17 protein-coding genes are annotated in these 22,954 nt (G+C 50.2%); 14 read left to right on the top strand and 3 right to left on the bottom strand.

Annotation, left to right across the window (positions count from 1 at the left end; genetic code table 11):
• The first annotated feature begins 5 nt into the window (after window positions 1-5).
• Window positions 6-611: a cytochrome b gene (locus ACJJIL_RS02305; RefSeq protein ID WP_445361113.1), complete on the top strand. Its 606-nt coding sequence runs from the start codon at window positions 6-8 to the stop codon at window positions 609-611.
• Between the two features lie 12 nt (window positions 612-623).
• A complete protein-coding gene (locus ACJJIL_RS02300; RefSeq protein ID WP_108734532.1) occupies window positions 624-1,187 on the top strand; it encodes a YceI family protein in 564 nt (187 codons plus the stop codon).
• A gap of 49 nt (window positions 1,188-1,236) precedes the next feature.
• Here ACJJIL_RS02300 and ACJJIL_RS02295 read toward each other — a convergent pair whose 3' ends face one another.
• Complete coding sequence (locus tag ACJJIL_RS02295) at window positions 1,237-2,631, bottom strand: cytosine permease (RefSeq protein WP_445361112.1); 1,395 nt, start codon at window positions 2,629-2,631, stop codon at window positions 1,237-1,239.
• Between the two features lie 714 nt (window positions 2,632-3,345).
• Between ACJJIL_RS02295 and ACJJIL_RS02290 the strand changes: the two genes are divergently transcribed.
• The 3 genes from ACJJIL_RS02290 to ACJJIL_RS02280 all read left to right on the top strand — a co-directional run bounded on the left by ACJJIL_RS02290 (window position 3,346) and on the right by ACJJIL_RS02280 (window position 9,689).
• Window positions 3,346-4,320 (top strand): FHA domain-containing protein, encoded by a 975-nt coding sequence (locus ACJJIL_RS02290; RefSeq protein WP_444907248.1) that lies wholly within the window; start codon window positions 3,346-3,348, stop codon window positions 4,318-4,320.
• Window positions 4,321-4,427: 107 nt separating this feature from the next.
• Window positions 4,428-7,010, top strand: coding sequence for a protein kinase domain-containing protein (locus tag ACJJIL_RS02285; RefSeq protein WP_445361111.1), 2,583 nt, complete (start codon window positions 4,428-4,430; stop codon window positions 7,008-7,010).
• A gap of 126 nt (window positions 7,011-7,136) precedes the next feature.
• The gene (locus tag ACJJIL_RS02280; protein ID WP_445361110.1) at window positions 7,137-9,689 is read left to right on the top strand and encodes a protein kinase domain-containing protein; all 2,553 of its coding nucleotides are present in this window, start codon (window positions 7,137-7,139) and stop codon (window positions 9,687-9,689) included.
• On the opposite strand, the gene ACJJIL_RS02275 is transcribed toward ACJJIL_RS02280, so the two are convergent.
• Window positions 9,679-10,176 (bottom strand): hypothetical protein, encoded by a 498-nt coding sequence (locus ACJJIL_RS02275; protein WP_445361109.1) that lies wholly within the window; start codon window positions 10,174-10,176, stop codon window positions 9,679-9,681. The two genes, ACJJIL_RS02280 and ACJJIL_RS02275, sit on opposite strands and share 11 nt — an antisense overlap.
• Window positions 10,177-11,383: 1,207 nt before the next feature.
• On the opposite strand from ACJJIL_RS02275, the gene ACJJIL_RS02270 reads away from it, so the two are divergent.
• From ACJJIL_RS02270 to ACJJIL_RS02245, 6 genes are all read left to right on the top strand, one after another.
• The gene (locus ACJJIL_RS02270) at window positions 11,384-13,165 is read left to right on the top strand and encodes a trans-sulfuration enzyme family protein (RefSeq protein WP_445361108.1); all 1,782 of its coding nucleotides are present in this window, start codon (window positions 11,384-11,386) and stop codon (window positions 13,163-13,165) included.
• A 110-nt stretch (window positions 13,166-13,275) separates the two neighbouring features.
• The gene (locus ACJJIL_RS02265) at window positions 13,276-14,574 is read left to right on the top strand and encodes a S1C family serine protease (protein ID WP_413663356.1); all 1,299 of its coding nucleotides are present in this window, start codon (window positions 13,276-13,278) and stop codon (window positions 14,572-14,574) included.
• On the top strand, window positions 14,565-15,605 hold the full coding sequence (locus ACJJIL_RS02260; RefSeq protein ID WP_444907242.1) for an FHA domain-containing protein: 1,041 nt from the start codon (window positions 14,565-14,567) through the stop codon (window positions 15,603-15,605). The genes ACJJIL_RS02265 and ACJJIL_RS02260 overlap by 10 nt, the downstream gene beginning before the upstream one ends.
• Complete coding sequence (hisC, locus tag ACJJIL_RS02255) at window positions 15,602-16,675, top strand: histidinol-phosphate transaminase (RefSeq protein WP_445361107.1); 1,074 nt, start codon at window positions 15,602-15,604, stop codon at window positions 16,673-16,675. The genes ACJJIL_RS02260 and hisC overlap by 4 nt, the downstream gene beginning before the upstream one ends.
• A gap of 76 nt (window positions 16,676-16,751) precedes the next feature.
• Window positions 16,752-17,693, top strand: a complete 942-nt coding sequence (mepA, locus tag ACJJIL_RS02250) for a penicillin-insensitive murein endopeptidase (RefSeq protein WP_445361106.1) — start codon at window positions 16,752-16,754, stop codon at window positions 17,691-17,693.
• A 4-nt stretch (window positions 17,694-17,697) separates the two neighbouring features.
• Window positions 17,698-18,708 (top strand): D-alanine--D-alanine ligase, encoded by a 1,011-nt coding sequence (locus ACJJIL_RS02245; protein WP_445361105.1) that lies wholly within the window; start codon window positions 17,698-17,700, stop codon window positions 18,706-18,708.
• Between the two features lie 53 nt (window positions 18,709-18,761).
• Here the strand turns inward: ACJJIL_RS02245 and ACJJIL_RS02240 are convergent, their stop codons facing one another.
• Complete coding sequence (locus ACJJIL_RS02240; protein WP_282931208.1) at window positions 18,762-19,331, bottom strand: HNH endonuclease; 570 nt, start codon at window positions 19,329-19,331, stop codon at window positions 18,762-18,764.
• 796 nt (window positions 19,332-20,127) lie between these two features.
• Here ACJJIL_RS02240 and ACJJIL_RS02235 point away from each other — a divergent pair.
• The 3 genes from ACJJIL_RS02235 to ACJJIL_RS02225 are packed head-to-tail and all read left to right on the top strand — an operon-like array spanning window position 20,128 to window position 22,889.
• Window positions 20,128-21,615 (top strand): PQQ-dependent sugar dehydrogenase, encoded by a 1,488-nt coding sequence (locus ACJJIL_RS02235; RefSeq protein WP_445361104.1) that lies wholly within the window; start codon window positions 20,128-20,130, stop codon window positions 21,613-21,615.
• A gap of 50 nt (window positions 21,616-21,665) precedes the next feature.
• A complete protein-coding gene (locus ACJJIL_RS02230; RefSeq protein ID WP_413663362.1) occupies window positions 21,666-21,980 on the top strand; it encodes an exodeoxyribonuclease VII small subunit in 315 nt (104 codons plus the stop codon).
• A gap of 15 nt (window positions 21,981-21,995) precedes the next feature.
• Window positions 21,996-22,889 carry a polyprenyl synthetase family protein gene (locus tag ACJJIL_RS02225; RefSeq protein WP_444942577.1) on the top strand — a complete coding sequence of 298 codons (894 nt, stop codon included), beginning with the start codon at window positions 21,996-21,998 and terminating at the stop codon, window positions 22,887-22,889.
• The last annotated feature ends 65 nt before the right edge of the window (window positions 22,890-22,954 follow it).

Raw genomic sequence — 22,954 nt, 5'->3', positions numbered from 1 at the left:
GAGAAGTGCAGGCCAAAAACAGCTCCTCCAGCTACGGCTGGGTAGCCATCGCCCTCCATTGGATAATGGCCCCTGCGATCATAGGGACTTTTATTCTCGGTTGGTGGATGCGCCAGCTATCCTACTACGACCCCTGGTATCAGCGAGCCCCTGAAATTCACAAAGGGGTCGGCATCATCCTGCTTGTGTTTCTACTCTTCAGGCTGGCTTGGCGCTTTGCCAACCCATCTCCGGCGAGCAACCCCCAAACACCCAACTGGCAGAAATTTGCCGCCACCGCCACTCACGGGCTGATTTACCTGTTACTACTGGCAATCATGGTTTCCGGCTATCTGATTTCTACCGCCGATGGCCGCCCTATCGATGTCTTCGGCATAGTGAGTATCCCTGCAACCTTACAAGGGATTCCCAATCAGGAAGACATTGCGGGATCTATCCACGAAATCCTTGCCTGGGGCCTGATTGGACTCGTAGCAGCACATGTCTTGGCAGCCCTCAAGCATCACTTTATTGACCGTGACGGCACACTGCGCAGAATCATCGGCATCCGTGTAAAGGGTTCTACAAACGATCACTCACACGTACAAACAACACTCTCAACCACCAAATAAGGAAAAAATGACATGAAGAAGCTCTCTGTATTTCTTATTGCAGCTCTGATGGGGACTGTAGCTCAAGCAGCGGAATACAAAATCGACACCAAAGGGGCTCACGCTTTTGTGCAGTTTCGTATCAAGCACCTTGGATACAGCTGGCTGTACGGCCGTTTCGATGACTTCAACGGCTCCTTCTTTTACGATGAAAAGCAGCCAGAAAAATCTTCTATCAATGTCGACATCGATGTAACTAGCCTCAACAGCAATCACGCTGAGCGAGACAAGCACCTGCGCAGTGATGACTTCCTCGATACCGCAAAATTCCCCACTGCTACTTTCAAAAGCACTAGCTTTGAACCTCTGGAAGACGGCAAAGCCCGTCTAAATGGCGAACTGACCCTGCGCGGTATCACTAAGCCAATCACAATTGACGTTACCAATATCGGTGGCGGTAAAGACCCTTGGGGCGGCTACCGCCAGGGCTTCAGTGGAACCACTGAGTTCGAGCTGAAAGAATTCGGTATCAAATCCCTAGGCCCAGCCTCCCAGAAAGTTGAGATGATCCTGGATATCGAAGGTATCCGTATCTAACAACAAAAAAGTACGCCCCCTGAGCCCGGAAATTCCTCCGGGCTCCCCCCTAACTGCGCTTCGCAACACCCCAATAAACAACGCAAGCAGCAGCTGCTGCCAATAGCCAGTCGACGCCTGCCATCAACCCTCTCGGTAAGAAAAAAGCTAGCATTGTGATGACAATACATGTCCCCAATAAAGTCAGCAGTGCTCGCGGGTTCCAGCCACAGAAATAGTAATAACGCCCATCACTATCGCTGTAATACAACTGCTCTACCTCCATCTGGCGCTTCTCTATTAAGTAGTAGTGAGACAATATGACACCGTAGGCAGGCGCCAGAAAAACCCCCATCCAGTTTACGAACGCCACTAAACCGATTTGTTTGATAACAGCGGGCCACAAAGCACTAATCAGAAAGGCCAGAAACAGCGTTATCAATGCCGCCCTGCGAAACCCCAGGTACTTTGGCAGAAGATTTGAAATATCGTTAACTGGAGCCACAAAGTTCGCCACCACATTGATACCGGCCGTTGCTGTAAAAAAAACAACCGCGGCGATCAATGATAGTTCCAGATTCCCAAGCTTCTGCACGATATCAGTGGGATTTGCCAAGTTCTGGTGGAAAACTGACTGGGCGGCGATAGTGGTGAACAGAACAATTATCGCAAAGCCAGTCATGTTTATAGTGATTCCCAGCCAATTTCCCCTTCGCATAACAGACTCGTTCTTACAGAAACGAGCAAAATCTCCGTAACTTAGGATTATCGGCGCATAGAGAGCCAACATAGTACCTGTGACTTTGATGAGCTGGACCAAGCCATCGCCCCAGGATGCTATAGACCGATCAAAGAAAGTAGAAACAGCAAATGAAAACTGTCCGTCACTGCGAACCACTAGCATCCACAACAGCGCGAGCATCACCCCATAGACACAGGGCGCAGCCAGGTTGATAAACCAACGGATCGTATTGATACCTTTGAAAAATAGAAGAGCCTGAAATAAGGAGACAAGTACGAGGGAGGCCCAATCGATCCGGTCCATTGCCAGCCACTGCCCTCCGACAGCTTGTGGCCACCGCTCTCTCAGCAACAAAGACATGGCATGGGCAGCAAACCAAGTCTGCGCACCGTACCAAAATATTGCCACGCTCCCCCGAAGCAGCGCAGGGACGTTAGCACCTCGGATCCCCATGCTCGCCCTGGCCAATACGGGAAACGGTATACCGTATTTAACACTCGGTTCACCGATTAAATTCAACAGGATGATAATTAAAATTGCTGCAATAGCGATCCCAGCGAGAACCAGCCAAGCATTCGTATTGGGACCGAGGAATAGAGTTGCCGCCAGGGTATAGCCAGCGAGACTTTGTGCAGCGTTGGCCCAAAGGTTAAATATCGTCAAAGTGCCCCAGCGTTTTGCTTCGGGCTTCACCACCGCTAAATTTTCATTCTTTAGCTGCAAAGTGTCACCTAAGTGCATTTGATTAATAACGCGCCAAAGCAGCTACTTCAAATCAACCTTTTCAACAATGACATACAAGCCGTCAAAAGTGCCAAATTTAACGGTTAATAATATATATTCTCTTTTACAATTGAGACTTATTTTCAATAGCAGTAAAAGTGGTATCCATTTACCAAATTAGCAGTAATGCCGCTAGCACTGGTGCACAACTGTGAAATATATTGTGTTGCCATCAATTAAAGAAGATGCGATCGACAAAGATGCATGTAAGTATCCATTAAACTAGTGTGCAGCCGTGTACTTGGAGAACATTAACTAAGTCACAAGTAAAAGTACGAAAAGGTCTTTAAGATTTTTGACGGCGGCACAACTTTTCAGCGAAAATGGAAGCAATTACTGACAATTATTGCACTCCCTCTAGAGACAGTTATCAAGGGAGCGCAAAAATAGAACAATTTCCAAAAATCGTAGTGACTAAATCATTCAGAACTGGGGCAATCCTCTCCGAGACAAGCAGTGAGACAGCGGCGCAGAGCAGCGCCCATCACGAAAAGTAGTGTCTCAGCTCGGGGGGATGATCGCCGCAAATGGAAAGCCAAGACTCCGTTCGGCTGAGGTATTCGCAGGACAAGCACAGCGGGCATCCACCAGTATGAATGAACCTTGTCGCAATCAGGCCACAGATTGAGTTGGCCACGGCAGAAGGATAGGAATATGGCTTGCTTACAGCATCCAGATAGGGAACAACCAGTTTACTTAATGGCACACCACACCATTGGGCGCCGGCAGGGTGCAGTAGACACAAGAATCACAAGTGCTGAGATATCGGGCATCCATGCCGCAGTGCAGTGGACCGGTACTCATTGGAATATCCGCGACCTAAGTCGCAATGGCACTTGGCTAAATGGCCAGCAGCTGGTGCCAGCTAAGAGCTACCCACTCCAGACCGGTGATAAGATCGCTTTTGGTCGGGCTAATAACCCAGCCTGGATCGTCGAAAACCTCGACGCTCCCGAGAACTTGCTGATCGATATTCACTCCGGCGAGGCACAACCACTGGAACAATACCACCTGCTACCCGACGAAAATGAGCCTCTCGCCAGCCTTCAGTACAGCCCCCTAACAGGGCAGTGGTTGTACGAGTTCACAGGCCCATCCGCTGAAGATGGCGATAAGATCCTGGTAAATCATGGCGATCGTATCGATTGCGGCCTGCATAGCTGGCAGCTATTCCTGGCGGACAACCAAGGGGCAACGAAAGAGTTGTCACTGCAGCAGCTGTCTATTGTCGACTTTGAGCTGAAGTTCTCTGTGAGCTCCCACGAAGAGCATGTACAGTTACAACTGCAGCGGGAGGGCATGAAGCAATCCTTACCAGCAAGAATCCACAACTACCTCTTGTTATACCTTGCTCGTGCCCGCCACAAAGATATGCAGAGCGGTATGGACACTGACTCTCAGGGCTGGGTTTCTATTCAGGTAGCCACTCACGAGCTGGGTATCACTGTTAACCACTTGAACACCCAAATTTTCCGCGCCCGCAAACAAATTTCTGAATCCCTACCTGATGCAGTGGATACTTCGAGTCTGGTAGAGCGTCGATCCTGGGAAATCCGTATTGGTTGTCCACAGTTCGAAATTTATAAAGGCAACCAACTCGAGGCAAAAACAGAGCCGGAAGCGGTATAGCTTCATCTCCAGAAAGGGGGCTTAAGGCTAAGCCCCTTCATTACCTATTCAGTAATTATTTGCCAGGGTGGCGGAGCTGAATCTCTTATCCCTCGGCAAGAATTACAATGTCAGCGCAACCACCCTCTTATATTGGCCGGTACAAGATCATCAGGCAGCTTGGAGCCGGGGGAATGGGAGTTGTGTACCTCGCCAAAGATGAGCGACTTAACCGAGAGGTCGCTCTAAAGCGATTGCTCAATAACCCTGAAGACGAATCTGCCTCACGGCGAATTCGCCAGGAAGCATTACTGCTCGCACAACTAAACCACAACCATATCGTACAAATTTATGATGTTGTGGAGGAGCAGAACGATGTAGCCCTGGTTATGGAGTATGTTGATGGCCGCCCACTCACCTATTGGGCACGGGAGTTTAACCCCAGCCTCTGCCAGAAAATCCAGCTACTCAAGCAAATCACTACCGGTCTTGCGCGTGCCCATGCGGCTGGAATTATTCACCGCGACTTGAAAGCTGACAACATCCTTATTGACAGCAATAACATCGCAAAAATCGCTGACTTTGGAATTGCGCAGAGCTGGCAGGATACGAAAGAAATTACCCGCGAGCAGCATATCGCTGGCAGCTGGTACGCAATGTCTCCCGAGCAGGCCCTCGGCGAGAAACTGGATAACCGCTGTGACTTATTTGCCCTGGGGATGCTCGCCTATCACCTACTGTGTGATCAGCATCCCTTCGGCAAGCATGGAAGCCCATACGTTATTATCGATCGGATCATCAACAACCCGCACCCACCCGCAGGGGCCATAAACCCCGGACTTCCTACGGCGCTTTGCAAGTTACTGGATAAGCTGCTGGCCAAAAACCCGGACAAACGCCCCGTCAGTGCTGCCGTTGTAGCCACCGATTTGGATGTGATACTGAATCAATTAACATCGGATCATGAAACCGCCGATGACCACGACATCACGATCACCACGGAAGACTTTCATGTACAACATCGACGTAAAAACAAAGGGCACAAACTTCTAGCCGGCATACTCCTGACATCCGGTGCGATGTTACTCGGCTTAACCGCCGCTGTTTTTCCTGAGCTTTCTCTATGGGGAAGTAAAGAACCCTCGGCAAAGTACATTGCGATTATTGAGCCAGACTTATCAAACCTGCGCACCCGAGAGGAAAAACTGCTGGCCAATAACCTTCTCAGTTCCATCAAGCAGGGGCTTTCCGATCAACCAGCGTTACTACTGGTACCCTATTCGGAATCCCAGCAACTAAAAGGCAAGCCTTTGCGCGAGCAAGCGAAAGCGCTCAACGCACAGCTGCTGCTGCAATTTGCCCTAAACTGTGAGGCCACCGCCTGTGAGGCTTCATTTGCCCTTATAGAAACCGAAGGGTTTGCTGAAACTGCCAACAGTAGCGCCATGCTGAACCTGGATGCACCGCTGGAGAGCCGCGCACGCGTCTTGCAACAGCTGCACTATCTACTCCCCAACTACCCTACAGGAAGCCAAGGAGCTCAGTTCAACCTTAGCCCTAAAGATTACCGACAGTACCTCGAGATATTCGAACAGCGCAATAATGAAGCTAATGTTGCCGGGGCAATTACCAAAGTTGAGGCTCTGCTAAAAAGGAATCCCTACTTCCCCTCCTACTATGAACTGTTAGCGGATCTATTAGCCACCCACCTATATCACTCGCGGGATACCAAAATACGCGGCCGACTCACAGGGATGCTCAACAACATACCAACAAAGATTTCCAACCACCCAACGGTGTTGATCACTAAGTTGCGTATTGCCATCTTCCTGGCAGATACAGAGCTTTCAGAGTCCTTACTTGCAAAACTAAAGCTACAACTACCTGATCAAGCTCTCTATTACTTCCTACGCGCAAAAGCCCACCAGCGAGGGGGGAATTACAACCGTGCGCTTGAAGTCATTAACCAAGCACTCAACATTCGTACCAGCCCTCTTTATCTTCGCCAAAAGGCTTTGACCCTGACCCTGATGGGGCAAATGGAAAAAGCGAGGCCTCATCTTTTACACGCTATCCGTCTCAACAATCAATATATTGATGCTATCTCCTTGCTTGCAGCCAATGAATTGGATTCAGGCCGACCCAAAGAGTCTATCCGGCTCCTTAGTGAGGTGGGCTTAAAGCATTTAGGAGACCGGGATACCTTCAACCTTTGCTTGTCCTATTACATCGAACAGCAGCTGCAGGATACAAAAAACTGCCTGAGTCATGTTGCTGAACGGGCCCCTAACGATCCCCACGTATATCTGCTGCTGGCAGAGATTGCCCGCCTGGAAAATAGGCAGCTGCAATCACAAGAGTTTGCCCAGCGCGCTCTGACCTTGGCACAAGAGCAGGAGGACTGGCTTGGATTGTTACTGCGAGCAAGAGCCTATTCTGAACTGGGCCAGGGTGAGCAAGCCATTGAGACACTATTAGAGATGGATAACACCGCGCCAGACGGCCTATTTGTCAATTACAGCCGCGCCCAGGTTTATATGGCCAGCGGCGATATGCTTTCCGCCAAAGCCTATATACGAAAGACTTTGGAGTTAGGCATGGCTCCAGTGTGGTTCACAACAGTCGGCTTTCAACCTATTTGCACTTTGGCAAATTTTGATGATTTACGTGCCAGTTATCCAGCATTATGTTCTGACAGGATTGACAGCTAAACAGTCAAAAGCAAGTCGAACAGAATGGAATAACGTGAACCATTTCCCTTTAGGAGGGGACAGATGCCTTCACGAAATTGTACTATCAGGTAAAATCCCCCATCCATCCGAGAAGAATACAATACAATGGACGTAGTTGCGTTGGAGAAAACTGAGGAATATCAAAGTCGATATAAGGTTGAGCGCACCCTGGGTGCCGGCGGCATGGGTGTTGTTTACCTGGCTGAGGATATAAAACTCGGGCGCAAGGTGGCTATCAAGCAGCTTCGATCCGACATGACCGGCAACTCTGCGGAGGCCCGTTTCCGCAGTGAGGCGCAGTTGCTCGCACGACTAAACCACCCCAATATAGTACGACTGTACGACGTTATAGAGAAAGATCACAGCATTGCCTTGGTAATGGAGCTTGTAGAGGGGGTCACGCTAAAGGAATGGATGCGTGAAAATTCACCAACGCTAGCAGAAAAGCTCGATCTTCTAATGCAAATCTGCCAAGGTCTGGGCAAAGCCCACTGCCTAGGTATTATTCATCGAGACCTTAAGCCGGAAAATATTTTAGTCACAATAGATGGCACAGCCAAGATCAGTGATTTTGGCATTGCCAAGGCGCTGGACTGCGATCAAGACTTAACCAGGGAAGACCATATTGCCGGCAGTGTTCAGGCTATGTCTCCAGAGCAACTCCAAGGGATCAAACTGGACGCTCGCAGTGACCTGTTTAGCCTCGGAGCTATTGCCTATGAGCTATTATGTGACTCAAAGCCTTTTGAGCGTGGAGACAAAAGTGCTTTAGCCTTTGCTCAACAGATTACTCAGAGCCCTCATATTCCTCCACAGCAATCATGCCCCGAAATACCCAAGCCACTTGTTGCGCTTTTAGACCGACTGTTAAGCAAGCGCCCACAACAGCGTCCTGAATCTGCACAACAGGTTTTTGAAGCCCTCGAGTTGTTACGAAAGCACGGTATTGATGATAAAACTGATCAATACTCAGAAACCATTACACAACTCTTAATCAAACCACGCAAAAAACAAAGTCGTATTGGTATGGTGCTGGCCGCTTTAGCAACCACCTGCGCAATTTCCATCTGGGGCTGGAAGACCTACATGCAACTTCCTCCACAGTATTTAGCTATCCTGCCCATAAAGGTAAATGGAGCTGAGTATGACGAATACGAGAAACTATTAGTCGAGACTATGATCAGGCAGGCATTACTAAGCACGCCTTCCCAACTCAAATCCTCAGCTTTAGTAAGTTACACGCCCTCGAATGAGGCTAGCCATGAAGAGCAAATACAGAACTTGCACAATAGAGGGATTACTGACGCCCTGTATGCAAGTGTAAACTGTATACAAATACGCTGTAACATTGAACTCCAGAGAATAAATCCAGCTAATAGCCAAGTACTAGAGCAGACGAGCTTTGTATTTCTCAGTGATAAACCCCAGGAAGCTCAGTACACAATCAACAACAGTGCTATAGAGTTATTTCCTAAAAATTATCGTAAAAATCCCGGCAAAGAATCCAAGATGGAGAACGATGATTACAATCGTTTTCTAGTCGTGCTCTCCAAACTTGGCGGTGAAGCTACCGTCAACACCAACGATCTAGAAGTTTTACAAGAATTAATCGGCAAGTACCCTACAAATACTATTCTATATTTAACCTATGCAAAAATAGCAACAGAGTTATTTGCAGACACCAGCAACTCTAAATTACTCACTAGCGCCCTGGGAATCCTAACTAGCGCCGAGGGCTTTGGTGTCGATGAGCTAGCCATTTTAGAGGCAAAACTCTCAATAAAATCAATCAGTAACGATAGAGAAGGGTTTGAATCAATAATCAAAAAACTTCAAACCAAAGGGCGTCCGTCCGCTCACCATTTAACTCAGTTTGCGCGATTTCTCTGGACGCAGGGGGACTTTGACGAAAGCCTCACCTACGCCTCCAAAGCTGCGGCTCTAAATCCTTCTTACAACAACTTTTACTATATGGCTGGCAATCAGATCTCTCTCGGCGATTATGATTCAGCCAGAGAAGTTGCTGAAAAAATGATGGAAAAATACCCCAGGAAGTGGGGAGGGCAAAATTTACTCGGGGTTATTGAGCTAGAAACAGGGAATATTAAGGAAGCTGAAGAGATCATATTATCTATACCCGAAGACTTCCGAAACTGGGCCGCTAAGTCCAACCTGGCAACCGCTTTCTTTTTACGGGAAAAGTACCCTGAAGCTCTGGAGGAGTACAGGGATGTATTAAGCACTGCACCCGATAATCTACAAATAAACATATATGTAGCTGAAACCTATGTCATGCTCTCTAACCATAAGCAAGCAGCCAAGTACTTCTCAAAAGCACTCGAACTAAGCCATCAGGGCAACAGCCAAAAGCAAAGGCGCTACCGGGCTCAGGCACTAGCCTACCTAGGAGATACAGCCCAATCCATTTCCCTTATCAAGGACTTGCTGATAGAGGCTCCAGAAAGCACTTATATCAAGCACACCGCAGCGCAAGTTTATGCACTTGCTGGAGAGTGGCAATCTGCAAACTACCATGTAGAGGAACTGATATACCAGGGGATGAGTACTGAATGGTTCTCTTTACCTGCATTTCAAAACCTATGCACCCAACCCCAGGCATCAGCTATCGTCAAGGAGACTATTTGCATCAAGGAATAGGATGAATCGCAGCTTCAGGGTCTCCAGATACAAAGTGCATCCCCGTCTCGGCATCTACACACATCCACAAGAAGGCAAAGTTATCCGGAATCTCTTCTTTATCTTTAATTTTGATGATCAAAGTTGTGTATTCGCCATCAACTTCCTTGGCTCTCGCACGGAACTGGTGGCGAAAATCTGGAGTTAATGCGATTAAGCCATCCAGTTTATGATTCTGGCGGTAACGAACAAACTCAAGATTTCTGCCAGGAACCTTGGATAAATCTAGGGTTACTTTTAAGGTGAGCACACCGCCACTTTTGATATCAATATTCCAGTTTCCAAAGTACTCTTCTTCACTGTTATTTCCAGCATTGAAAAGAGGCCAGTACTGGGGCTCTTTGTCCACCTGCTCTTGCGGTTGCAACATTAGCTCAACCATCAGCCCCTCTTTGGGCACCTCAAGATTAAGGAGTGGACGTTCAGCACAAGTTTTCATCTGTTTCATCCCTATATCTAAATTTGTTATATGGTGTCACCAAAGAACAGTTTATTTTCTGTAGAATACGTCGGTGACTGCGTCATCATAACCGGTTCCAGTCTTAAAAAGGTCAGAAAAATAAAAGCTACCAGCCCGAAATGATGGCCCCAACCACCAACGGTTATAACAACACCATCAAGAGTAAAATTCGGCATCCGTGCCCGGATAAGCATATCCAGTTGAATCGACCAAGACTCTGCACCTGCTGATTCCAGCTTGACCGCTCAGCTTGCGCTGAATCCCTTTGCACCCTAACGCGCACAGGGCGATAGGAGAATTAAATCCATCCGAAATTTTATTGTGGAAGCTGCCCTTCCATGGCGAGGTAACTGTTCCCACAGCCACCTGTACTCCCTCAACTGGACGTCAATGTACAGACTTAAGGATTACAGGTCGATCACACCTCATTACAGACAATCACACACCAAATAATTAAAATAGACACATAGAGTCGCCGTATGCCAAAAAAATGACATTTAATAAACGCTTAATTTAAGCAGAACCAAGAGCGGAAGGGTTATTCCTTTTCCACTATGGCGACACCGAGACCAAAATAAGGCCATGTTAAAAAAATAAAACTATTCTTGGAGCTTGTTGAAATCAATCGATGATCCCATTCGCCAATTTAAGCTAATTTGAATTGCGTCACGGAAAATTATTGGGTTCTACACGGCAGGCTTGAAGACTGGAAAATATTGTATGGGTAATAGCTCTCAAAATGGAGTCCAAATTAAAAAAAAGCCGGCAGTAATAAAACTGCCGGCCCGAAATGATGGTCCCAACCATCGACGGTTACAACAACACTATCAAGAGCAAAATTTGGCATCCATGCCCGGACAAGCTCATCCAAGAGAATCGACTAAGACTCTACACCTGTCGATTCCAGCTTGACCGTTCAGCTTGCGCTGAATCCCTTTATTTCATCGCACCACCTAAGGCTGCGAGGAAATTAAATCCTGTTTAAATGTTGTGGGGGCTGCCTTTCCATGGCCGGCAACCATTACCACAGCCACCTACCCCCTCAACTGGAAGCTACTGTACAGATTTCCAAATTACAGATCGATCACGCCAAAACACAGCAAATTACATACTAATTGCCCGCCAAGTGTTTTATGCGCCGCACAGGACTGTTAGAGTCGCCATATAACAAAAAGCATCACGTAGTGAGGACACAATGGAAGCGAACCTAGAAGATGTAAAAATTCTCTCTCCCCGCCGCAACAGCACCGAGGCAAAAAATATTGATGAGCTGGCAAAAGAGCAATTGCAGCACTTTTGCATTGATAGTGAATCAGAACATGGAAAACTGTTAGAACAGACTGCAACCCTGCTCTACCAGGCACAGGGAAATCTGAGCCAGCTGTGGAGCCAGGTAACGGACACACTCCAGCGCTTGGACAAGTCTGACAAGATTGCCTATTTCAATGCCAAGCGATTTATGAGTTTCCAGCTGGCGAAATTATTGGACACCTTACAAAACCCATTGCGAGCCAGCTTTCAAAGCCTGCAAGGGGACGACTTTAATATCACCACACGGGGTGGTTACCCCCTGTTCGATAATATTCCTGCTATTTTTTCTGCAACCCCGGTAATTGCCCGCACGGCAACTTACATTTATGCCTGCACCGAGTGGGTGGACGATGCTTTCCGTGGGCGCGAACCGAGCCACGATATTTATTCACGTTTACTCAACCCCACTTCCATTTCCCTGGCCAATGCTATTGTGGATTTGGAATGCGGACCTGAAGCCAGTGAGTATATGGCCTGGAATTTTAATTCCGGTATGGCTGCAATCGATGCACTCCTGTCAAATCAATTGCGCCACGGGGATATTTTAATTGTTTCCAGGAATATCTATGGCGGCACTCACCAGCTGTTACAGGATTTCTACGCCCGCAAAGATAAACTGTCTATCAATCTGGCCTGGTTTGATGGCACTACCGGTGAAGAGTTCGAAAAGCTACTGGCTGATACCCAGCATGCATACGCAGACGCAATCAGTGCCGGAGCAAAAATACACGTCTATATTGAGTCTCCATGCAATCCCCACGGGATCATGCTGGATGTACCGGCTATTTGTAAAACCGCTCACCGGGAAAATATCCTGGTAAGCCTGGATGCCACCCTGGCAACCCCTTTCCTATATCAGCCACTGCGCCGGAAAGATAGGGAAGAGAGACCGGATTTTGTTGTTCACTCCTACACCAAGGATATCGGCGGCACCGGTGCCGCTACTGCCGGTGTTGTTATCGGCGAAAACCACCGCATGTTTATCCCTAAAGGCGACAGCGCAAAAGGCCTTAATTGGGATCAGTGCATGTTCTGGGATGTTTATTACATCAAAGGGGCTTTCCTGGATGCAGATAAGGCCTGGGAAGTGCATTGCGGTATGCGCACCCTGGAAATGCGTATGCTCACCAAGTGTATTAATACTTTGAGCCTCAGCCATTTCTTCGCCAGTCATAGTAAGATTCGTGTCAACAGCCATGCAGTGGAAACCCACCCCAATTCCGGGCTGCGAGAGTCGCTGATGCGCTACCAGTTCCCCACACCATTATTCAGCATTGACATGGAAGCTGCGCAAATTCCTACCGAAGCCTTTAAAAGTTTCTTTGACGCGCTGGAGCCCGCTTTCGGGCAGATGGTGAGCTTGGGCCAGACGAATACCATGGTGCTCTGCCCTGCCCTGACATCTCACTCAGAGCTATCACCTGAAGCGATGGAAGCGGCGGGTATATTCCCAACCACTATCCGAATTTCTGTTGGGGATGAAAATATGGCGCAGATGGCCGCCCATGTGATCAACTGCGCGCGCCTGCATCTCGATCCAGTTAGCCCAGGATTTAGCGAGGGCTTTATCGCTCCGGAAGAAGCCGACAAACTCTTCAGCCGCTTTTATCTCGAGTCGCACCAAAAAGTGATAGAGACACAGCCAAAAATTGTGGACTATCTCTAACCATCCAAAACAAAACCATCACCGGTAGATAGCGCCGGTGATGGGCGCTTGTTGCACTATCCTATATCCCGTAGTATCACGCTTCCTGTCCACAATTTAATCAATTTAAAATGCCGAAACTTTCCACGTGGCTCTTCGCCTGGATTCTGTGCTGCTTATCCACTGTTGCAATGGCGCAAGGCTATGAAAAGCTCTACAGTGATTATCGCGGCAGCCTCTATCAAATTCGACTTATCGAAAAATCCTCCAATTCAAAAGCCGGCCTGGGGTCAGGCTTTCAAATCTCTCCCGATGGATTGATCGCCACCAATTACCACGTAGTGGCTCAAGCGGTTAGCGAGCCGGACGAGTACTCCCTGGAATACCTTGCAGTTAATGGCACCCGGGGAAAATTAACTCTACTGGATATTGATGTGGTCAATGACCTGGCGCTGCTGCGCCAGGAGAAACCGGGAGACGAATACCTGGAATTGGCGACAGACACCCCCAAAAAAGGGGAAACCATTGTCTCCCTGGGCAACCCATTGGACCTGGGCATGACCTTGATTCCCGGGACCTATAACGGTATTGCCGGCGGTAGCTTCTACGATCGTATTCACTTTGCCGGATCTATTAATCCGGGAATGAGCGGCGGGCCAGCGATCAATACCCAAGGGCAGGTAGTGGGCATTAATGTGGCGACTGCAGGCAACCAGGTTAGCTTCCTGGTACCAGTGGATAAGCTGTCGTCACTTTTAAAACACTACCGCGCTGAAGGCGGCACTCTCAACCTGAAGCAAGTAACTTATCAACAGCTTTTGGATAACCAGCAAAAAATTATCGACTCAATACTTAGGGCCGACTGGCAGCGTCGCGCCCTCGGTGAGGCACAGGTTGTCGGTGAAATAATTCCAGCCATTAAATGCTGGGGAAACACCCAAGAGAGCGAAACTAATCCGATCAAGCGAATTGATAAAGGCTGCACAGGACAAGATGTTATTTTCCTGTCCGACGACTTCAACACCGGACGGGTAGAGTACGAATTTTTCTGGCTGCAGGCCGAGGATCTTCTGCCCGCGCGCTTTTATGCCGAGTACGAAGGGCAGATGGACTCCTTTTACCCAGGCAATAGCGCTGGAGAAGAAGATGTAACCAATTTCCGCTGCCAGCAAGGATTTACCTCTCAGGAGCGCGGCAATGAAACCTCGGTGTCCAAGCCGGATCGCAATCGCGAGCCCCTGATCGCGCGCACCAGCTACTGCGTCAGGCGCTACAAGGACTTCCCAGACCTCTACGATATTTTCTTCCTGAGCCTAAGTGTGGATCAGAAAAATCGCGCACTGGTCAGCCACTTTACCTTGTCCGGCTTTACCCAGGAGTCCGCCGACGCCTTTACCCAGAAGTTTACGAGCGAGATCCAATGGCCCTGATTATTGAAGAACTCAATCGCGCCCACCGGGTGCAGCTGCGCTACCGAATGGACGGGGATAAATTTACCCTGGGCCGCGCTTACGACAACGATGCAATTCTGGAGGACATCCACTCCGATGCCCACCATGCCGAAATCAAGCGGGGAGAGGACGGCCAGTACGTCTTACACGACCTCAATTCGATCAACGGCTGCCAGCTTTTGGGAAACCTGAAAGACAAGTCTGTTAAACCCGATACCATCGCTCAACACAGGATTTCCTCCGGTGACTTGCTGCAGTGTGGGAAGTCACGCTTCCGGGTTTTCCATACGGATGACCCGGTACCTGAAGCTACCCCTCTCCATTCGCTGGAGAACCTGTTTTCCAGCTTGTCCCACCCCCTGGGAGCAATACTGCTGCTGTTGTGTTTTGGCTTCGCCAGCGTACTGATGAGCTACCTCGGTTACGCCCGAAACTATCAATGGACTATTGCCGTCAACATTCTTGCCACGGCCATAATTGGTATGGTGATTTACGCCGGAGTCTGGGCGTTTATCGGCAGGGTTGTCAGGCATGAAACGCACTTTTTCACCCATCTATCCATCGCCGCCATAGGTGCACTTACTTACACTTTTTGGGAATGGCTGAGGGGGCTAATCAATTTCAATTTTGCCATCGGCACTACTATTCAGGTCCTGGACTTCCTGGTACTCGCCATCATATTACCGGCAATGCTCTGGTCCGCCTGCTATTTGGCCACCAACCTCGCCAGAGGCTGGCGCTGGACAGTGGCACTGACACTGCCACTGGCATTCCTCGGCCTGGGCTTAGCTGAAAGCGTTAACAACATGGACGAATTCAGCGAGGTTCCGCCGATATCCACAGAGCTGAAATACGATAATATGCTATTCCGCAACCCTGTTCCCATGCAGGAATTTATTGGAAATTCGGCCGATCTGTTTGATATCCCCATCAAGAAAAAAGAAACTAAAGAAGGCGCTGAAGGCTCCTCCAGCGACAATCAAAGTAGTACCGCAGAGGTGGAATCATGAGCAAGATTTATTGGAGCCCAGGGCTCGACCAGCTGGAACCCTATACACCCGGGGAGCAGCCCAAGAGTGAAACCCTGATAAAGCTCAATACCAATGAGAACCCCTACCCTGCCTCCCCCGAAGCTTTAAAGCTCCTGGAGCAGCACGACTTTGCCGATGCATTGCGCCGCTATCCCGACCCGGAGTCCTGTGAATTGCGCCGCGCTATTGCCGATAAGCACAATCTCTCTGCCGAACAAATATTTGTGGGCAATGGCTCCGATGAAGTGCTGGCTCTGAGTTTTTACAGTTTTTTCCGCCGCAGCGAGCCCCTGCTATTTCCGGATATCACCTACAGTTTCTACCCGGTTTATTGCCAGCTCTTCAATATCAAAAGCCGCACTGTTCCCCTGCACGGTGATTTCTCTATCCAGCTTGAGGACTATGCAGCCCCTGCAGCCGGTGTAATTATTCCCAACCCCAATGCACCCACGGGACGGTACCTGCCGCTAGAGCAAATTGAACAGCTACTGCGCTCACAGCCTGAAAGAGTGGTGGTTATTGATGAGGCCTATATCGATTTTGGCGGACAGAGTGCAGCAACACTCATCGATCGCTACCCCAACCTGTTGGTGATACACACACTGTCAAAGTCCTATGCCCTCGCAGGGCTTCGCCTCGGCTTTGCCATGGGGCAGAAGCACCTGATTGAAGGATTGCTAAGAGCCAAGAACTCCTTTAACTCCTACCCCATTGATGCCATTGCCCAGCGTGTGGCCGCTGCAGCGATCCGCGATACCGCCTGGCACAGCGACAATTGCGGCAAGGTCATCGCCACCCGGGAGCGCTGTGAGCGGGCGCTTACAGACCTGGGGTTCGAAGTGATTCCCTCCCAAGCCAATTTCCTTCTGGCCAAACCACCGGAGCCCGGCGCAGAAGCCCTGTACTTGGCACTGCGGGAGCGTAATATTCTCGTACGCTACTTCAACAAGCCCCGGATCAGTGAGTACTTGCGTATCTCTATTGGCACCGATGAGGAAATGGAGCAGCTGATACGGAACTGCAAAGAGATACTTGCGTCACAGAGCTAGCACTCTGTCTGTCTATACTCGTCGGGCGCCACTTGAGGTGGCCCGACAACTGTGACTTATTGGTATCCAGGGACCTATGCACCCGAAAGCTCAAAATTCAGTATCCACTACCGAGGCCGTTAGCCCCTTTAAAGCGGGATTTTTACGGCAAATAACCCACACCCTGATTCTCGCCTCGGCCCTGGCGAGCGGCGCCGCAAGTGCCAACGACTGGGATAAGGTCGAAGGGCCCAGTGCACAGACACCATCGAGTATTGGCACCTACACCAATGGCTGCCTGAGTGGCGGGGAGACCCTGCCATTGAGGGGAGAGGGCTATCAGTTGGTGAGGACTGGCCGCGATCGACATTTTGCCCACCCCCAGACCATTAACTTCCTGAAGGAGTTTTCCCAGAGCGTGGCGCAGAAAGATCTGGGCAGAATCCAGATCGGTGACATGTCTATGGCTCGAGGGGGCCCTTTCGGCAGTGGTGGGCACAACAGCCACCAAACCGGCCTGGACGTAGACATCTGGTATTCCCAGGATCGGCGAGCCGCAGAGCGTCCCCTCACCCCGTGGGAGCGTGATAATATTTCTGCTGTTGCCTTGGCTGATGAGCGCAAACACCGCCTGATCCCTGAAAACTGGGACGACCGGGTTCCCAAAATCCTGCGCTTGGCCTCAGAGGACCAGCGGGTCGAACGAATTTTTGTACACCCGACCATCAAGCGCCACCTGTGCAAAATATCCGGCGAAGATAACGAGTGGCTGCGCAAAGTGCGCCCCTGGTGGGGGCACAATTACCATTTTCATGTGCGCCTGGCCTGCCCAGAGGGAAGCACCAACTGTAAGCCCCAGGCTCCGGTGACCACTGCAGCCTGTGGCAGTGACTTGGATTGGTGGTTTAGCGATGACTTCTATGCAATTCTCAATGGCACTAAACCCCAGCCGAAACAGAAAAAGCCGAAACCAAAGACCTTGCCCCAACAGTGCGAACAGGTATTAACCGCACCTTCGGCAGGCACTACGACGGAATAATTTTATGATTAACACCTTGCTTATCTGCGGCGGCGGCGGCAGCGAGCACGACGTATCCCTCAGAACTGCTGATTTTATCGAGGACAAGTTGTCAGCGGCAGAGGACATCGCCCTATTGCGGGTGGAAATGGATAGCAGTGGCTGCCTTACCGACAGCCAGGGCCGGGTTTACCATATCTTTTACGATCGCAAAATTCGCGATGAAGAAGGTAACTCCTGGGATGTGGACTACGTAATTCCTGCAATTCATGGCTACCCGGGAGAGACCGGCGATTTGCAGTCGCAACTGGATATGTTCGGCATCCCCTATTTCGGCTCTGCACCTGAGCCCAGCAAAATCTGCTTTAACAAAATTAAAACCAAGATGTGGCTCAGCGCTCTGGGTATTGAAAACACACCTTACGAGTTTTTGCACAGCACTGAAGTCGAGGAACTACAAAAAGCTCACGATGCCCTGGAGAACTGGGGCGAGGTATTTGTTAAAGCCTCCAATCAGGGATCTTCCGTAGGTTGCTTTAAGGTTCGTGACAAGGAGGGCTTAGAGGCCGCGATCGAGGACGCCTTTAAACTCTCCCCTTATGTGCTGATAGAAAAAGCATTGAAAGCCAGAGAGCTGGAAGTTGCGGTTTACCACTACAACGATGATGTGATCGCAACCCGCCCGGGAGAAGTACGCGCCCCAACGGATACTTTTTACACTTATAAGGAAAAGTATGCCGAGGGCAGCCGCGCAGTCACCTTTATCGAAGCTGCTGATCTTCACGAAGAACAGCTTCAATGGATAGCCGAAGTATCCCTGCGCACTTTTAAAGCCCTAAAGCTGAAGGATTTGTCCCGCATAGACTTTTTCCTGACAGAGACCGGCGAACTCTACCTCAATGAGGTCAATACTTTTCCCGGTATGACACCAAACTCCATGTTCCCCAAAATGATGGAAAACCACGGGCACAATTTCACCGAATACCTGGCCGGCCTGATCCGCTCTGCGGTATCTTCACCTAACGACAAGACATAATTAAAAGGGGCCTGTTGGCCCCTTTTCTTTTTTGCTCATTTTGATCCGACGGGCTAGTGCAACAACCACCCCTGTTGACGCCGCCGTGAAAACTGGCCGCGCAGAAACTCCATCTGATCGCCGCGAATCCGCTCACTGTTAATCAGGGCAAGGTATTCAGCTGCATTGGGGCAGAAGGGCAAGGCCAACAACTCCATGTCGATATTTTCCAATAATTGATTGCCCTTATGCTGGTTACAGCGCCTGCAGGCCGCAACCACATTTTCCCAGGAATCAACTCCGCCTTTGGAAACAGGAATAACATGGTCCCGTGTCAAATCCACACTTTTAAAGAAATTACCGCAATAAAGACAAGTATGGGAATCGCGAAAAAACAGTGCTCGATTTGTTAGAGGTGGGCGCCGGCGCGGACGAGCCATACGTGCACCGCCACAGGCGATAATAGCGGCCAGATCAAGGCTGGAACGATCGCCATTGCGATTAAAGCCTCCTCTCACCCGCTGGACAACACCTCCCAGCGACCATGTAACCAGCTCCCGCACGTACAGACAGGATGCCTCTTGCCAACTCAGCCATTCCAGCGGTTGTCCCGCCAGGTTTAAACGCAATATTCTCGCGTGCATAACCTCGCCTCCCCACAGTCGAATAGAACAAGGCAGCCCCGGAACTGTTTCCGTGTCATCACAACAGTTTTTATAAAGAAGAAAAAAGAAGTTTTGGAGTGACAGATCGAAGGGACTGGATGACGATGACAGAAGCTGGCGCGATTCGCAGCATTAGAAAAAACTGCCACCTTCGAAAGTAAAAGCTTGCTCCCAGACAAGATGGAGGAGTCTGAAAGCTTTTTTACCAACGAAAATACAGATGCCCACAGGCGTAGTTTTGCCTTGGGTAATACGGGCACTTCTGCTGGTAGATTACTGAATGCGCCACCCTCCGCCGGCCCATGGGTAATTTGGCCGGCCTATCAACATTAAAGCGGATAACTATTACAAATTCCAGACAGCGACATGCCGCTGATGGAATAACAGCAAATTACAAAAGAAAGGTGTAAATTGTGGAAAGCGTTGCAGGCAGCAACAGGCAGGTTAAGGCAGAATGTAAAACACCGCCCAGGCAATCCGGCCCGGGCGGTGCGTCTCACAGGATGGTGCCCATATCCCTAGGGCGAGCGGCGCAATCCATTTATCCATTGCCGCAGTAGTGCAGTCCCTTTCGCGTCCTTGCAAGTTAATTATGGACATCAAGGGAGAAAAAAGTAGGGGAAATCTGCTGAATTTTGTGTAAGAGATATCTCACAAACTGAGCTACCTGTTACAAAAGGGAGGGGAGACAGGAAATTAATCCCGTGTTAACTATAGGGGTAAATAGATAAGCGCGGCAACTATAAACATCTTTATTTCAAGTTCAATCGATACCATGAAGAAAACGTTGAAATATACGCTAATATTTTTTATCGCCCTCGGCGCGGTGCTTTCTACCGCCTTAGCCACCTTTAAATCCAGCGTCAGCGTGCCTTGGCGCCAACTGGTCGGTGGTGTCAAAACAACAGAAAAAGAAGTGACAGGCCGGCTGACCGCAGCAGATGGATACTCGGTCCAGTTATTTGCAGGGGATGTTCCCGGCGCACGCTGGCTCACAGTGACCCGCAATGGAGACATCATCGTCTCTCAGCCTAAACATGGCAAAGTTTCACTTTTATTACAAGATAAAGACGGCGACGGCCGCAGTGACGGGCAAAAGACTCTTATTGATAATCTTCAACGGCCCCACGGATTATTGCTACACGACGGTTGGTTATATATTGCCGAAAGTGACGCAGTTGGACGGGTTCCCTTTGATCATTCCGATGGGCGCCTGGCTGGACGCTACCAGAGAATTATTGAAAACCTTGAGGACAATGGACACTGGACAAAAACTATTGATATGAGTCCCGATGGATGGCTTTTTCTCAGCAGTGGTTCCAGCTGCAACGTTTGTATTGAAAAAGATCCTCGCCGCGCAACCATCATGAGAATGAAACTAAACGGGGATAATTTTGAAATATACGCCACCGGCCTGCGTAATAGTGTGGGGTTCGATTGGTCTCCAAAAGATGGCGGACTTTACGCAACAGATAATGGCCGCGATTGGCTCGGCGACAACCTGCCGCCAGATGAGCTCAACCTGATTCGCAAAGACCAATTCTACGGATGGCCCTACGCCTACGGTGACCGGGTTCCCGATCCGGATTTTGGGGTGGATGCAAGCCCTGAAATCCAGCAAAAGATTGCTGACTCAATTCCTCCCGTGTACGAATTTCGCGCTCACAACGCGCCACTCGGGATTAAATTTTTGCGCAGCGTGGAACAGCCTAAGGATTATCGCCATGCAGCGCTGGTCGCCCTGCACGGCTCGTGGAACCGCAGCGTGAAAGATGGCTATAAAGTTGTCTCCCTACACTGGAGTGACGACGGGGAAATTCAACAGAGGAATTTCCTGTGGGGATTTCTCAGTAATGACCGCCAAATGGTTTACGGCCGCCCTGTCGCCATCGCCGAGGATAAACTGGGCAACATCTATATTTCCGATGACTACGCCGGTGCAGTTTATCGTGTGAGCCAAGGGGCCCCTCGCCAAGCTGTATTGACAACACAGCAGCCACAACTGCAAAAAACATCCACGGCCAACGCGCTTTCAATAGATGCCGAGGTGGTGCAACTGGGCGCGCAGCTCTATCGGTCTAACGATTGTGCCCACTGCCATCAGGCCCAGTTTCCCCTGCGCAACCTGTCCGCTAAATACACAGCGCAGACCCTGGCTGACTACTTCGACACCCCAACACCACCAATGCCTAACTACAACTTTACGGCGGTGCAGAAAAAAGCCCTGGCGCACTATCTTTTATCCCGGGAGTCGAGCCTCTAGGAATTGCACGCCTAAACGACACTGAGAAGAGGCTCCCGGATGAGGGGGCCATGGAATTGACCCCCGCAGCGCCAGCCGCTAAGGTTGCCCCGCAATTAAGAGGCGATGCTATGGCGGCAAAGAAAAAAACAGCAACTTTTGAAGAGAGTCTCGAGGCGTTGGAACAGCTGGTTGAGCGACTCGAAGGCGGAGATCTCCCATTGGAGGAGGCTCTCGCTGATTTCGAAAAGGGAGTGAAACTCACCCGGGAGTGCCAACAGAAGCTCGCCAAAGCCGAGCAGAAAGTGAAGCTGTTAATTGAAGAGAGCGGCAATATCCGCGAGCTCCCCTTTGATGCCGACGACAACTCCGGGGACCCAGTTTAAGTGAGTTCCGCAAACCTGCCAGAGGAGCTGAAAGCCTTTCTACAGGCCTCCTCCACACGCGTCGAAAGCAGAATCCAGCAGGCGCTCAACACCCCGATCGACGGCTCAGAAAAGCTGTTCGAAGCAATGCGCTATGCCGCACTGGGCCCCGGCAAACGCCTGCGCCCCGCTCTCGTCTACGCTTGTGCCCAGGTTTTTCGGGGTGTCGATTTTGACCTGGCCTATTGCGATAGCACAGCGGCGGCCCTGGAGTGCATTCACGCCTACTCCCTGGTCCACGACGACCTGCCGGCAATGGATGACGACGACCTTCGTCGAGGTCGCCCCACCTGTCATATCGCCTATGACGAAGCCACAGCCATTCTCGCCGGCGACGCACTGCAAACCCAGGCTTTCGAGTTGCTTCTCGCAGAACCGCTCGCGCCTCAATTGCAGTTACAGCTAATGCGTGAGCTCGCCACTGCGGCGGGGGCCCGAGGTATGGTCGCCGGCCAGGCTATCGACCTGGACTCCGTTGACCAAACCCTGACCCTGGATCAGCTGGAGCCCATGCACCGCCTGAAGACCGGGGCTCTGATTTGTGCCAGCGCACGTATGGGCGCACTGCTGGGGGGGGCCAGCGAGAGGGAGCTGGAGGTTATTACCCGCTACGCCCAAGCTATTGGCCTGGCATTCCAGGTTCAGGACGATATTCTCGATATCACTGCTGAAACCGCGGTTCTGGGCAAAACCCAGGGCGCCGATGCCCTGCGCAACAAACCCACTTATGTCTCTCTGCTCGGCGTCGACGGCGCCCGGGACAAGCTGACAAAACTGCACGCCCAGGCCTCCCAGGCACTGCAAAGTCTCGATGGCGATACCCTGCTACTGCAGCAGCTCGCAGACTATATCGTGCAGCGCGGACACTAAGTCACAGCCTTGCCTGTGGGGTTTGGGATGCAATATGCCCGCCACGGGCATACAATCCCCCTCAA

Source organism: Microbulbifer maximicatervae (SeqCode) (assembly GCF_052468095.1).
Note: the sequence above shows the minus strand (reverse complement) of the source record. Positions and strands in the feature narration are given on the sequence as shown.

Bases quoted from the DNA above. Each gene is read 5' to 3' on its own strand.
- ACJJIL_RS02300 (WP_108734532.1), top strand. From the start codon at position 624: ATGAAGAAGCTCTCTGTATTTCTTATTGCAGCTCTGATGGGGACTGTA.
- ACJJIL_RS02290 (WP_444907248.1), top strand. From the start codon at position 3,346: ATGGCTTGCTTACAGCATCCAGATAGGGAACAACCAGTTTACTTAATG.
- ACJJIL_RS02285 (WP_445361111.1), top strand. From the start codon at position 4,428: ATGTCAGCGCAACCACCCTCTTATATTGGCCGGTACAAGATCATCAGG.
- ACJJIL_RS02280 (WP_445361110.1), top strand. From the start codon at position 7,137: ATGGACGTAGTTGCGTTGGAGAAAACTGAGGAATATCAAAGTCGATAT.
- ACJJIL_RS02275 (WP_445361109.1), bottom strand. From the start codon at position 10,176: ATGAAACAGATGAAAACTTGTGCTGAACGTCCACTCCTTAATCTTGAG.
- ACJJIL_RS02270 (WP_445361108.1), top strand. From the start codon at position 11,384: ATGGAAGCGAACCTAGAAGATGTAAAAATTCTCTCTCCCCGCCGCAAC.
- ACJJIL_RS02265 (WP_413663356.1), top strand. From the start codon at position 13,276: ATGCCGAAACTTTCCACGTGGCTCTTCGCCTGGATTCTGTGCTGCTTA.
- ACJJIL_RS02260 (WP_444907242.1), top strand. From the start codon at position 14,565: ATGGCCCTGATTATTGAAGAACTCAATCGCGCCCACCGGGTGCAGCTG.
- hisC (WP_445361107.1), top strand. From the start codon at position 15,602: ATGAGCAAGATTTATTGGAGCCCAGGGCTCGACCAGCTGGAACCCTAT.
- mepA (WP_445361106.1), top strand. From the start codon at position 16,752: ATGCACCCGAAAGCTCAAAATTCAGTATCCACTACCGAGGCCGTTAGC.
- ACJJIL_RS02245 (WP_445361105.1), top strand. From the start codon at position 17,698: ATGATTAACACCTTGCTTATCTGCGGCGGCGGCGGCAGCGAGCACGAC.
- ACJJIL_RS02240 (WP_282931208.1), bottom strand. From the start codon at position 19,331: ATGCACGCGAGAATATTGCGTTTAAACCTGGCGGGACAACCGCTGGAA.
- ACJJIL_RS02235 (WP_445361104.1), top strand. From the start codon at position 20,128: ATGAAGAAAACGTTGAAATATACGCTAATATTTTTTATCGCCCTCGGC.
- ACJJIL_RS02230 (WP_413663362.1), top strand. From the start codon at position 21,666: ATGGAATTGACCCCCGCAGCGCCAGCCGCTAAGGTTGCCCCGCAATTA.